A 12,570-nucleotide genomic window follows, 5' to 3' on the forward strand; every position below is an offset into this window, starting at 1 on the left:
CGGCCACATCGGTCCGGCCACATCGGTCCGGCCACATCGGTCCGGCCACATCGGTCCGGCCACATCGGTCCGGCCACATCGGTCCGGCCACATCGGTCCGGCCACATCGGACGGGCCGCCGTCCGACGGCGCAGGGGGAAGCCGATGGACATCGCGGACGCCGGCACGGCACGGGCCGCCGCGGCGCTGCGCCATGTGGCCGCGCTGTCCTCGGGACCGCCCCTCGACCCCGCCCTGCGCATCACCCTGAACTTCCACCCCGACCGGCTCTCGGCCGGTCTGCCGATCCTGGAGGCGCTGGCCCGGGACGGCGCCTACCACTCCCAGTTCGTCACCGGCACCAGCAACGGCGGGCTCACCGCGCACCCCGGCGGCGACCGGTGGCGCTGGGAGAGCCGCATCTTCGGCGGCGCCTACGACGACGCCCACCCGGCCGAGCGGCCGGTGTACGGAGCACTCGACTTCCGCCGCCAGGCGGTCGGCGCGGCTCCCCGGTTCGGTTCCTCGCACCTCCGCCTGACCGGACCCGCACTCCGCCGCGCCACCTTCTGCTACCCGGACAGCGCGGCCGAGCCGACGGACTTCGGCGTGGCCGCAGGCACCCGTGTGCTCGCCCTGGCCGCGGCCGACGAGCGGGACGCCCTCAACGACTACATCGAGGCACAGGTGCACGGCGGGGTACGGCTCGACCGGGACGTCGAGGCCCTGGTGCTGGACGCCTGCTACCGGGACACGCCCGTGGCGGAGGCCGCCCGCCGGCTGCCCTTCCCGGTCGAATGGCACCCCGGCTACCGGATCACCGTGCCCGAACTGCGCCGGCACGCCGGCTACCGGGGCCCGGAGTACGCCGAACTCGGCGCCGAGATCGCGGAGACGGGCGTCGTCGACCCCCGGATCATCGGTGCCGCCGCCCGCACCGGCCGGTACGGGATCCAGGACCTCAAGATGGTCTGGCACACCCTGGCCCGCTTCGGCGCACCGGCCGGCGCGGGTACCGCCTACTCGGCCGGGACGGGCGGCCAGACCCCTGGCCTGAGCACGCCCAAGGCGTAGGCGCGGGCGACCAGTTCGGTGCGGTTGGCCGCGTCCCAGCGGGCCGACAGGCGGCGCAGGTGGTAGGTGACACCGTCGCCGGTCAGGCCCAGCTCGCGGGCGGCCCGCGCGGTGGTGGCACCGCCGGCCAGCAGCGCCAGCACCCGTCCCTCGACCGGGGTGACCCGCGCGGGCTCGGCCCGCGGTGCCGCGCGCTCGCCGGCCACCCGCAACATCACCAGCAGCGACGGCGTCTCGCCCACCGCCTCGCTCACCGGATCCGCCGTCAGCTCCCCGTACTTCTCGGCCCCGCCGGGCGCCCGCCACCGCACCGACACCTGGTAGCGCGAGCGGTGCCGCAGCCGCAGCGCCTCGGCGATCCGCTCCACCTGGGCCTCCTCCTGCGGGCGGAACAGCTCCAGCACGTCCCGGCCGCGCAGCCGGCCCGGTGTCGTACCGCACTCCGCGGCCATCGCCCGGTTGGCCAGCACCACCAGCCCGTACACGTCGCACACCGCGACCGGCACCGCCACCCGGTCGAACAGCGTCAGGGCGCGGTTGCGCCACACCACGCCGTCGAGCCCGCCCGCCTCCATGCCCACCGCAGCTCCCTTCCCTCTCATCCAAGGCGACCAGCCAGGTCAGAGGCAACTCCACCGGCCCGGCGCAAGAGCCGACGGGCACTTTCGACTGCACGATCGTGTAGGGCGACGGCACCGCGTCCCACCCGTGCCGGACCACGCTGGATCACAGGACTTTCCGTACCGCGAAAGGCAGTTGTCGCGCCATGCCCCCCACCGCGCTGCACCCCGACCCCGCACCCGCCCTGCCCGGCGTCCCCGTCGTCGACATCACCGCCACCGGCCCCGGCCGCACCCCCGTCCAGCAGGTCATGGACCTGATGCGGGAGCACGGACCGGTCCTCGTACGGCGGCTGCACGGGCGGGACACCCTGTTCGTCGCCGACGCCGGCCTGGTCGCCGACCTCGCCGACGAGCAGCGGTTCGCCAAGCACGTCGGACCGGCCCTGGAGAACGTCCGCGCCTTCGCCGCCGACGGGCTGTTCACCGCCTACAACGACGAGCCCAACTGGGCCAAGGCGCACGACATCCTGATGCCCGCCTTCGCCCTCGGCTCGATGCGCACCTACCACCCGGTGATGGTCAGGGTCGCCCGCCGGCTCATCGAGTCCTGGGACCGGGCCGCCCGCGACGGCCGCCCGGTCGACGTCCCGGACGACATGACCCGGATGACCCTCGACACCATCGGCCTGGCCGGCTTCGGCTACGACTTCGGCTCCTTCGAACGCGCCGAACCCCACCCCTTCGTCGAGTCCATGGTCCGCTGCCTGGAGTGGAGCATGACCCGCCTGGCCCGCCGGCCCGGCGCCGACCACTCGGCGGCCGACGCGGCCTTCCGGGACGACGCCGACCACCTCGCCCGGGTCGTCGACGACGTCATCGCCGCCCGCACCGGCACCGACCAGAGCACGGCCGAGGACCTCCTCGGCCTGATGCTCTCCGCCCGGCACCCCGGGGACGGCACCACCCTGGACCGCGCCAACATCCGCAACCAGGTCATCACCTTCCTCATCGCGGGCCACGAGACCACCTCCGGCGCGATGTCCTTCGCCCTGTACTACCTGGCCAAGCACCCGACCGCGCTCCAGCTGGTGCAGCGCGAGGCCGACGCGCTGTGGGGCGACACGCCCGACCCGGAGCCGACCTACGACGAGGTCGGCCGCCTGGCCTACACCCGGCAGGTGCTCAACGAGGCGCTGCGGCTGTGGCCGACCGCCGCCGCCTTCGGCCGGCACGCCCTGGAGGACACCCTGCTCGGCGGCCGCATCCCGCTGAAGGCCGGACAGGCCGTCACCGTGCTCGCCCCGATGCTGCACCGCCAGCCCGTCTGGGGCGACAACCCCGAGCTGTTCGACCCCTCGCGGTTCGCCCCGGAGGCCGAGGCGGCCCGCCCGGTGCACGCCTTCAAGCCCTTCGGCACCGGTGAACGCGCCTGCATCGGGCGGCAGTTCGCCCTCCACGAGGCGACCATGCTGCTGGCCATGCTGGTGCACCGCTACCGGCCGCACGACCATGCCGACTACGCGCTCACCGTGAAGGAGACCCTCACCCTCAAGCCCGAGGGCTTCACCCTGACCCTCACCCCGCGCACCCCCGCCGACCGCGTCCACCAGCCCCTGCCGGGCGCCCGGCCGACGGCCGCCCCCGACCCGCAGGAGACGGCCGCACTCCCGGCCCGGGTCCGCCCCGGCACCGGCGCCCTCCTCCTGCACGGCAGCAACTACGGCACCTGCCGGGGCTTCGCCGGCCAACTCGCCGACGAGGCGGGCGACATCGGCTGCGCCACCGAGGTCGCGGCCCTGGACGCCTACGCCGGCGGCCTGCCCACCGACCGGCCCGTCGTCATCACCGCCGCCTCCTACAACGGCCGCCCCACCGACGACGCCACCGCCTTCGCGGACTGGCTCGACGGCGGCCCCGACCTCACCGGAGTGACCTACGCCGTCCTCGGCGTCGGCGACCGCAACTGGGCCGCCACCTACCAGCACTTCCCGACCCGCCTCGACGCCCGGCTCGCCGAACTCGGCGCCGGCCGCCTCGCCGACCGGGCCGCCGCCGACGCCTCCGGCGACCTCGGCGGCACGGTCCGCGAGTTCACCGCCCGGCTGCGCACCGCCCTGCTGGAGCGCTACGGCGACCCCGATGCCGTCGCCACGCCGGAGCCCACCGCCGCGTACGAGGTCCGCACCCTGACCGGCGGCCCCCTCGACGCACTCGCCGAGCGCCACGGGCTCGTCCCGATGACGGTCGCCGAGGCGTACGACCTCACCGCTCCGGGCTACCGCCGTACCAAGCGCTTCCTGCGGATCGCCCTGCCCGAGGACGTCACCTACCGCACTGCCGACCACCTCACCGTGCTCCCCGCCAACGACCCCGCACTCGTCACCCGGGCGACCACCGCCCTCGGTATCGACCCCGACACCGTCCTCGACATCCGCGCCACCCGCCCGCGCCGCGACGGCCTCGCCGTCGACCGCCCCCTGACCGCGCGCCAACTCCTCACCCACCATGTCGAGTTGCAGGAACGACCGAGCGCCGACCAGCTCGCCCTCCTCGCCGACGCCAACCCCTGCCCGCCCGAGAAGGCCGCCCTCGCCGCCCTGAGCGGCGACCCCCGCACCCTCGTCGAGATCATCGAGGACCACCCTGCCCTGCGCGGCGCCCTCGACTGGCCACGCCTCCTGGACCTCCTCACCCCGCTGAAGCCCCGGCACTACTCGGTCTCCTCGTCCCCGGCCGCCGACCCCCGCCATGCCGACCTGATGGTCTCCCTACTGGAAGCCCCCGCCCGCTCCGGCAAGGGCACCTACCGGGGCACCGGCTCCGGCCACCTGACCGCCCTGCGCCCCGGCGACACGATCCACGCCCGCGTCCAGCCCTGCCGGGAGGCCTTCCGCATCGACGACACCGCACCGGTCGTCATGATCGCCGCCGGCACCGGCCTGGCCCCCTTCCGGGGCGCCGTCGCCGACCGCACCGCGGCCCTCGCGGCGGGCGCCGAACTCCCGCCCGCCCTCTGCTACTTCGGCTGCGACGCGGCCGACGCGGACTACCTGCACGCCGAGGAGCTCCACGCCGCGCAGGCGGCCGGCGCCGTCTCCCTGCGCCCGGCTTTCAGCACCGCGGGCACGTTCGTCCAGCACCGCATCGCCGCCGAGTCCGATGAGGTGTGGGGGCTGCTGGCCGCAGGTGCCCGGGTGTACGTGTGCGGCGACGGCGCCCGCATGGCACCGGGCGTACGGGAGGCGTTCCGCACGATGTTCCGTGACCGCGTGCCCGGGGGAAATCCCGACGAATGGCTGAACTCCCTGGTGGCGGAGGGCCGTTTTGTGGAGGATGTATACGCGGCGTCCTGATCGGCGCTCGTCCGGATCGCCCCGAAAGGGGCGCGGGGCTGTACTAATATGCGGCTCTGCCGCGTGGGCGCGAGCAACCACGACGGGCCTCCCGCCCGCCCGCGACCCGGACCGATACGGCACGACCCGGCATCGACCCCTCCTTAGCTCACAGCGTGAACTAAGGGTTGGGAAAATATCGCTTCCAGCCCCCCGAAGGAGTATGTTGCAGGTCGGGCAGGGTTCGTGAAGGGAGCGGAGCCACATGGCGGGGCGGAACGGGCGCACGGTACGCGACCTCAGGAGGGCCAACCGCACGGCCGTACTGCAGCGGCTCTACTTCGACGGGCCCCTCAGCCGCTTCGAGCTGGGCCCGGCGACGGGCCTGAGCTCCGGCTCGGTGAGCAACGTGGTCGCGGACCTGGTCGCCGACGGCCTGGTCGAGGAGGCCGGCAGCGTCGACTCCGACGGCGGCCGGCCACGCACCCTGCTGCGGGTCGCCCCGCACAGCGGGCACATGATCGGCGTGGACGTCGGCGAGACCCGGGTCCGGGTCGAGCTGTTCGACCTCAACCTCACCGAACTGGCCCGCGTCGAGCGTCCGTTGGAGCAGCAGGGCTACGACGTCGAGGTGATCGTCGGCCACATCCGGGACGGCATCGACGAGGTCCTCGCCACCGAGGGCGCCTCGCCCGAGCTGCTCCTCGGCGTCGGCGTCGGCGTCCCCGGCATCATCGAGCACACCGGGGACCGGGGCGCCGTCGTGCACGGCCAGACCATCGGCTGGGACGCCGTCCCGCTGGAGGAACTGCTCCGCTCCGGCTGCCGGCTCCCGGACTCGGTGCGGTACTTCATCGACAACGGCGCCAAGACCCTGGGCCAGGCCGAGATGTGGTTCGGTGCCGGTCGCGGCGCGGACAACGCGGTCGTGGTGCTCTTCGGCTCCGGCGTCGGCGCCTGCCTGGTCACCGCCGACGTGGAGAACGGCCGGGCCGTGGAATGGGGACATCTGACCGTACGGGTGCGGGGCCGCCGCTGCCGCTGCGGGGCGCTCGGCTGTCTGGAGGCCTATGCCGGCGCCGAGTCGTTGCTGGCCCGCTGGCGCGAGGAGGGCGGCCGGCCGGACGAGGGCATCGACGAGGAGACCGCGCTCACCGCGATGCTCGCCGCCGCCTACCCCTCCGAGGGCACCGAGCCCGACCCGGTCGCGCTCGCCGTCCTGGAGGAGACCGCCGAGTACCTGGGCGCCGGCCTCTCCGACCTGATCAACCTCTTCCAGCCCGAGCGGATCCTGATCGGCGGCTGGGCCGGCCTGGAGCTGGGTGCCCGCTTCCTGCCCGCCGTACGCCGGTACGCGACCACGTACGCGCTGCGCCACCCCGCCGAGCAGGTCACCATCGACCTCGGCCGGCTCGGCCCGGACGCGGTCACCGTCGGCGCCGCGATCCTGCCCCTCGCCGACTTCTTCAGCCGCGGCGGCCGCCGTGCCGAACCGGTCACCGAGGACCGGCTCCCCGCCTGGCGCGCGGCCCTGGAGGAGCGCAGTCCGCGCTGACCCGCGCGTTTCGCCGCGTCCGGGCGAGGTACTCGCCTGACGGTCGGAACGACGCGAGGGGAGTGTGCCGTGGGCGAGAAGCAGGGTGGCAGGCCGGTTCCCCGGGATCTGCCGGACCAGCAGGCCGGGGCCGGCCGGGACCCCTGGGAGGCCGCGGAGATCCGGCGGCCGAAGGACGGCGACGACGGCCTTCCCGACCCCGACGAGGCCGGCACCGGCCCTCGGGGCGCAGTGCGCTCGGGGGCGGTGCACCCCGAGGACCCGGTGCCCGACGAACCGTCGGCCTGAGCGCGAGAGAGCGGGGGAGCGGGGGAGCGGGAGAGCGGCCCTGGCACCCGCCGGCCGGGTGCCCGGGACCGGCGGGCCGGGCTGCTCAGGCGAACGCGTTGACGCCCGTGAGCTCCGCCGACAGGTCCCACAGCCGGGCGGCCTGTTCCGGGTCGACCGCCCAGGCCCGCACACCGGCCGGTTCGCCGTCCGCGGCGGGCTCGGCGATGTCGCAGTCCTCCAGGTACACCCCGCCCATGCCGTCCAGCTGCGGGGAGGTGGCCGCCCAGGTCTGGGTGGCCGCCCCCTGTTCCGGCGTCTTCAGGCCCGCGACCTCCAGCAGGTTCCCCTGCTCGTCCACCCAGCCCCGCTCGATCTTCTCCGCGAGGGGGATGTGCCGCTGCAGCGGGGTCATGATGCCGCCGGGGTGCAGGGCGAAGGCCCGTACGCCGGAGTCCCGGCCGAGCCGGTCGAGGTGGACGGCGAAGAGCACGTTCGCGGTCTTGGCCTGGCCGTACGCCTCCCACTTGTCGTAGCCGTGCCGCCACTGGACGTCGTCCCAGCGGATCCCGGAGAAGTGGTGGGCGCGCGAGGAGACCGACACGACCCGCGCGCCGCCGGGCTCGACGGCCGGCCAGAGCCGGTTGACCAGGGCGAAGTGCCCGAGGTGGTTGGTGGCGAACTGGGCCTCCCAGCCGGGCCCGACCCGGGTCTCCGGGCAGGCCATGATCCCCGCGCTGTCGATCATGAAGTCGACGGTCCGTCCGGAGGCCAGGAACCGCTCCGCGAAGCCGCGCACGCTCTCCAGGTCACCGAGGTCCAGCTCGTCCACCTCGACCCCGTCGAGGCCCGCCAGCGCCTCACGGGCGGTCTCGGCGCGCCGCGCGGGGACGACGACGTGGGCACCGGCCCCGGTGAGGGCCCTGGTGGTCTCCAGCCCGATCCCGGAGTAGCCGCCGGTGACGATCGCGAGCCTGCCGTCGAGGTCGAGGCCCGCCAGGACCTCGTCGGCCGTGCTGGCCGCGCCGAATCCGGAACCGATCTTGTGCTGAGGTGTCGTAGCGCTCATGACTCGAACGCTACGAATTGGAGTGCTCTCGAAGTCAAGCGGCCGCCCTGGCCGCCCCGGCGGTCCCGAGCGGCTCCGAACAGCGGAAAGCCCCGGCCGCGACGGGGGATTCGCGGCCGGGGCGGCCAGGTGGTGGGCACGGATGGCGGTCGCCTCTCGGCGGAACGCTCCACAGGGCTTCAGCCGAACGATCGTCCCTGTGGGCAAAAGGTGAGGCCCGGGGACACTGTCCCATCCGCACCCACGGCTGGTTCAACGGACAACCACCCCTGGCTGTTCCGGGCCCATGGGTGATGCGTGTCACCCCGCGGACGGCGGGGTGTGCCCGGCGTCCGCGGGGGACCAGGACTGGTCGCGGGTTTGCCCGCCGCTTCCTCAAGCGTGTGCAAATGTCCGGGCAAATATCCGGCCGGCGCGGCTCCTGGGCCGCCCGGGAGGGTGATTCGGACCGGTCACTTCCGGCCAGGGAGATCTACCCTCGATTGCATGACCGAGATAGCGAGCCCGTTCATCTCACAGCCGCGGATCCTGGTGCTCGGGGTCATGACCGGCAAGCCCGGCACCCCGCCCTTCCGCATCGTGGAGATCGACGGTGAGGTGGTCTGCCAGGCACGCGCCGTCACGGACGTGCTGGAGGTCGCCGCGTCCTACGGCATCAAGGTCCACGACCTGGACGATCCGGACGTGGTCTGCTGGGTGGGCGGGGACAAGTTCACCTGGACGCCCCGCCCGGCGCACCGCTAGCCCGCGGCGCGCGCTGTGCTCAGCCGACCGTCCACTTCTGGTTGGCGCCGCCCGTGCAGGTCCAGATCTGCAGCCGGGTGCCGTTGGCCGAGTTGTTGCCGGTGACGTCCAGGCACTTGTTCGCCTGCGGGTTCACGATGTCGTTCGCCGACGAGACGGCCCACTTCTGGGCGGCCGTGCCGTTGCAGTCGTAGAGCTGGACCGTCGTGCCGTCCGCCGTGCCGCCGCTGGTGACGTCGAGGCACTTGCCCAGCGCGCGGACGGTGCCGTCGCTGCCGACCGTCCACTGCTGGGCGGCGGTGCCGTTGCAGTCGTAGAGGTCGACGGGCGTGCCGTTGGCGGTGTTCGCCCCCGCCACGTCCACGCACTTGCCGGCCAGGCCCTTGATCGCGACCCCGGTCGCGGTGTCACTCGTCGTCACCGACACCGAGTCCACGACCAGCTGCGCCGGGAAGGCGGTCGAGCCGTCCGGGTCCCCCGGCCAGTAGCCGCCCACGGCCAGGTTCAGGATCAGGAAGAACGGCTTGTTGAAGGCCCAGGTGTTGCCGCCCACGTCGGCGGGGGTGCGCGTCTGGTAGACGACGCCGTCGACCGACCACTTGATCGAGTTGGGTGCCCAGTCGACGGCGAACGTGTGGAACGCGTCCGCGAAGGCCTGCCCGTTCGACAGGGAGTAGGCGGCGCCTATCCCGTTGGAGCCGGAGTAGCCCGGGCCGTGGATGGTGCCGTGGATCGTGGACGGCTCGTAGCCCACGTTCTCCATGACGTCGATCTCACCGGAGTTCGGCCAGCCGACCGACCCGATGTCGGTGCCGAGCATCCAGAACGCCGGCCACATGCCCTGCCCGCGCGGGATCTTCATCCGGGCCTCGACATGCCCGTACTGCGCGCTGAACTTCCCGGAGGTGTTCATCCGGGCCGAGGTGTACTGGCAGGTGCCGTACCAGCACTGGTAGTTGGCGGGGTTCTCCTTCTTGGCCGTGATGACCAGGTGCCCCTGGCCGTCCAGGGCCGCGTTGTTGGTGCCCGAGGTGTAGTACTCGCGCTCGTGGTTGTTGACGTTGTCGCCGGTCTCCAGCGTCCACTTCGAGGAGTTGACCGGCGAACCGGCCGCCCCGTCGAAGGTGTCGGAGAAGGTGACGGCGGCCGCGCTCGCGTCGGCGGCCTCGGCCCGGTGCGCGGGACCGACCGCGACGGACCCGATCAGCGCGGCGGACAGCGCGGCGAACAGACATCTGCGGAGCAGGCGTGGCGAGGCCATGGCGCTCCCTTCCGTACGGCGGCCGGGCGCGGGGAGGCGTCCGGCCGGGGTGGGGGGTAAGGGTTACGCCTGTTGATTTAAGGAGTGAGATAAGTGGTGCGTCAATACCTTGGTACGGACCAGTGCAGGACGATCCGGTGGCTGGTTCCGGACGCCCGCCGGGCCGTCAGGCCTTGCGCTTGCGGGCGTGCACCGCGCGACCGAGCCGGCGGCCCAGCAGCAGCCAACCGACCAGCGCCCCGGTGGTGTTGAGGATGACGTCGTCCACGTCGAAGGCCCGGCCGGTGACCAGCGCGCCCTGCGCCAGCTCCACCAGCAGCATCACGGTCGCGGTGAGCAGCAGCACCCGCAGGACGCCCCGGGCGCCCGGGGCGAGGACCGGCACCAGGATCCCGAACGGGACGCCGAGCAGGACGTTCCCGCCGACCTGTTTCACGGCGTCGCGGAAGGCGGGCTGGTCCAGATAGATCCTGAGCGTGGCGCCGGGGTGCAGGTTGGTGTGGGCGATCGACACCGAGGCGGGGGAGGGATCGAGCGTCAGCTTGGCCAGGACGACCGCGAACGCCACCATCGCGGCGAAGGCGCACAGCATGGCCAGCAGCCGCAGCGGGAGGGGAAGCGGACGCCGCTCGGCACCGGCCTTGGCGGCGGCCTTGGCACCGGCCTTGGCGGCAGCTCCGCCCTTCTTCGTGGCAGCACCGCCCTTCTTCGGGGCGGCCCCGGCCGCGGTGCGGCGCACCGTGACCAGGCGTGCGGCTTTCGTGAACGGTCCGGCGCTCCTGCCGGAACCCCCGTTCTTCTTCGTCTCCTCAGCTTTGCCCTTGGCGGTGCGCGGGCGCGAGGCGGCGCTGGCCATGCGGTCCTCCACTCGTGAACTCGGCGGCGTGGTAACGCTGTTACCCGCGAAGCGCCCGGAGATGCCGCCGTTCGGGCGGTTCCTGGAGCGCTTCGCGGGTTTCCGGGTGCGCTCGCCGCCCGCGTTCGCGGTCGGCAGCGCACCCGGCGCCGGTCAGACCGTCCCGTAGGACACGTGCACCTCCGTGAAGCCGAGGGAGTGCAGCAGGCCCTCCAGCATGCCGGTGGTGTTGGTCTCGGCGCGGGTGGTCAGCCCGCTGTCCTTGGCCGCGTCCGAGATGTGCTTCACCGCGAGCTTCTGCACCGCCTGCTCGCTGTTCGGGTTGTCCGAGAACAGGTCGCCGATCCGGTCCAGCAGACCTCGCTGCTTGGAGACGGCGTACGAGTGGTCGGCGTCGAGGGTGGCCTTGCCCAGCTGCGCGTGCGGCAGCCGGATGGTGGCCTCGGTCCGGTCGGCGTTGACCGTCACGTCCTTCTGGGCGATCTTGCCGAGGTCGACATAGGAGTCGACGGTGCCCGCGCCGACGTACAGGGTGCGGGTGCCGCGGATCGCGCTGGGCAGGTACTTGGCGTCCTTCTCCAGGTCCACGACGACCTGGAAGTTGCCGGAGGCCGCCTCGTAACGGCTCATGTCCTGGATGGACTTGAGCAACGCCGGTCCGGTGTTGTCGCGGGTCTCCGTGCCGAACAGGTCCTTGATCCCGGGCAGCACCGCCAGTTTGATCCCGGCGAACAGCACCACGAGCACCAGCACCAGCGCGGTGACCAGTTTCGCCCAGCCGGGCATGCGCCGGGGCCGGGCCGTGACGGGAGCCTCCTGAGTGGAGCTCGCCTTGCTCTCCTTGGTGGAACTCGCCATGTGACGGTCCTCCTTTCCAACGACACGAATGCCCGCCAACAGCCTTGTCAGACCGCGTTGTCGGCTGATTGAGACAGCTGAGGCGGGACTGATACATGCGATGCCTCAGCGCGATCTTCGCGTCTTCTCCGTCCGGAGGAAAAGTCAGGTCCGGGCGGCCAGTTCGGCGATCCGGCGGGCCGACGCCGAACCCGGGTCCGCGGTGACGAGCACGATCTCCTGGTCGTCCTCGGGCACCAGCAGGACGTCGCAGTTCAGGCGCAGCCGCCCCAGCTCGGGATGGTCGAGGACCTTGGTGCGGTGTCCCGGGGCGTGCACCGGATGGGTCGCCCAGATCCGCCGGAAGTCCGCGCTGTCCGCCCGCAACTCGTCCAGCAGCGCGGCGAGTTGCGCGTCGTGCGGATAGCGTTCGGCGGCCCGCCGCAGCCGGGCCACCACGATGTGTCCGAACTCCTCGGCACTGGAGCTCCCGTGCGGCCGCCCCTGGCCGAGGAAGCGCCGCCGCGCCAGGTTGGTCGTGCCGTGTCCGAGATCGCCGCCGAGCAGCAGCTGGGCGAGGGGGTTCCAGGCCACCAGGCCGTAGGCCGCGTCGGTGACGATCGCCGCGGTGCCGGGGAACCGCTCCAGCAGGCGGGCCACGTGCGGCCGTACCCGCCGCGGCGCCGCCGTGCCGGGTGGCGGCGCCGCCGAGCCGGCCAGCCGGAAGAGGTGGCTGCGCTCGGCGGGGGCCAGCCGCAGGGCTCCGGCCAGGGCGTCCAGGACGCGCGGGGAGGGGCGGGGGCCGCGGGCCTGCTCCAGGCGGATGTAGTAGTCGACGCTGATATGGGCCAGCTCGGCGACCTCCTCGCGGCGCAGCCCGGGGGTGCGTCGGTCGGTGCCCGGCGGCAGGCCCACCGTCTGCGGGCGCAGCCCCGCGCGGCGCTCGCGCAGGAAGCGGGCCAGTTCCTGCCTCGCCATGCCGTCGTCGCCTCCTCGGTCCGCCTGGTGCAGGTGGTCCCTGGCAGGGCGGACG

Annotated in this window: 12 protein-coding genes; 6 read left to right on the plus strand and 6 right to left on the minus strand. The window is 73.2% G+C overall.

Going from position 1 to position 12,570, the window contains the following annotated elements; all coding sequences use genetic code 11:
* Positions 1–144: 144 nt before the first annotated feature.
* The gene (locus tag ACFZB3_RS05225) at positions 145–1,053 is read left to right on the plus strand and encodes a DUF3626 domain-containing protein (protein WP_391369994.1); all 909 of its coding nucleotides are present in this window, start codon (positions 145–147) and stop codon (positions 1,051–1,053) included.
* Here the strand turns inward: ACFZB3_RS05225 and ACFZB3_RS05230 are convergent.
* Positions 999–1,628, minus strand: a complete 630-nt coding sequence (locus ACFZB3_RS05230; RefSeq protein ID WP_391372022.1) for a PAS domain S-box protein — start codon at positions 1,626–1,628, stop codon at positions 999–1,001. The genes ACFZB3_RS05225 and ACFZB3_RS05230 overlap by 55 nt on opposite strands.
* A gap of 191 nt (positions 1,629–1,819) precedes the next feature.
* Between ACFZB3_RS05230 and ACFZB3_RS05235 the strand changes: the two genes are divergently transcribed.
* The 3 genes from ACFZB3_RS05235 (at position 1,820) to ACFZB3_RS05245 (ending at position 6,791) form a co-directional block, all read left to right on the plus strand.
* Entirely contained in the window at positions 1,820–4,969 is a 3,150-nt protein-coding gene (locus ACFZB3_RS05235) for a cytochrome P450 (RefSeq protein ID WP_391369997.1), read from the plus strand.
* A 244-nt stretch (positions 4,970–5,213) separates the two neighbouring features.
* Positions 5,214–6,503 (plus strand): ROK family protein, encoded by a 1,290-nt coding sequence (locus tag ACFZB3_RS05240; RefSeq protein ID WP_391370000.1) that lies wholly within the window; start codon positions 5,214–5,216, stop codon positions 6,501–6,503.
* Between the two features lie 69 nt (positions 6,504–6,572).
* On the plus strand, positions 6,573–6,791 hold the full coding sequence (locus ACFZB3_RS05245; RefSeq protein WP_391370002.1) for a hypothetical protein: 219 nt from the start codon (positions 6,573–6,575) through the stop codon (positions 6,789–6,791).
* An 85-nt stretch (positions 6,792–6,876) separates the two neighbouring features.
* On the opposite strand, the gene ACFZB3_RS05250 is transcribed toward ACFZB3_RS05245, so the two are convergent.
* Positions 6,877–7,839: an oxidoreductase gene (locus ACFZB3_RS05250; RefSeq protein WP_391370005.1), complete on the minus strand. Its 963-nt coding sequence runs from the start codon at positions 7,837–7,839 to the stop codon at positions 6,877–6,879.
* Positions 7,840–8,325: 486 nt separating this feature from the next.
* Here ACFZB3_RS05250 and ACFZB3_RS05255 point away from each other — a divergent pair, with 486 nt between their 5' ends.
* Positions 8,326–8,583 (plus strand): hypothetical protein, encoded by a 258-nt coding sequence (locus ACFZB3_RS05255; protein WP_391370008.1) that lies wholly within the window; start codon positions 8,326–8,328, stop codon positions 8,581–8,583.
* A 19-nt stretch (positions 8,584–8,602) separates the two neighbouring features.
* Here the strand turns inward: ACFZB3_RS05255 and ACFZB3_RS05260 are convergent, their stop codons facing one another.
* Positions 8,603–9,844, minus strand: coding sequence for a ricin-type beta-trefoil lectin domain protein (locus ACFZB3_RS05260; RefSeq protein WP_391370010.1), 1,242 nt, complete (start codon positions 9,842–9,844; stop codon positions 8,603–8,605).
* Positions 9,845–10,010: 166 nt separating this feature from the next.
* A complete protein-coding gene (locus ACFZB3_RS05265; protein ID WP_391370013.1) occupies positions 10,011–10,700 on the minus strand; it encodes a VanZ family protein in 690 nt (229 codons plus the stop codon).
* Here ACFZB3_RS05265 and ACFZB3_RS05270 point away from each other — a divergent pair.
* Positions 10,699–10,869 (plus strand): hypothetical protein, encoded by a 171-nt coding sequence (locus tag ACFZB3_RS05270; RefSeq protein ID WP_391370016.1) that lies wholly within the window; start codon positions 10,699–10,701, stop codon positions 10,867–10,869. The two genes, ACFZB3_RS05265 and ACFZB3_RS05270, sit on opposite strands and share 2 nt — an antisense overlap.
* On the opposite strand, the gene ACFZB3_RS05275 is transcribed toward ACFZB3_RS05270, so the two are convergent.
* On the minus strand, positions 10,854–11,486 hold the full coding sequence (locus ACFZB3_RS05275; protein WP_391372025.1) for a DUF4230 domain-containing protein: 633 nt from the start codon (positions 11,484–11,486) through the stop codon (positions 10,854–10,856). The two genes, ACFZB3_RS05270 and ACFZB3_RS05275, sit on opposite strands and share 16 nt — an antisense overlap.
* 216 nt (positions 11,487–11,702) lie before the next feature.
* Positions 11,703–12,515, minus strand: a complete 813-nt coding sequence (locus ACFZB3_RS05280; protein ID WP_391370019.1) for a helix-turn-helix domain-containing protein — start codon at positions 12,513–12,515, stop codon at positions 11,703–11,705.
* Between the last annotated feature and the right edge of the window lie 55 nt (positions 12,516–12,570).

Origin of the sequence: Streptomyces sp. NPDC008092 (assembly GCF_042957285.1) — a bacterium.
Taxonomy (GTDB): domain Bacteria; phylum Actinomycetota; class Actinomycetes; order Streptomycetales; family Streptomycetaceae; genus Streptomyces.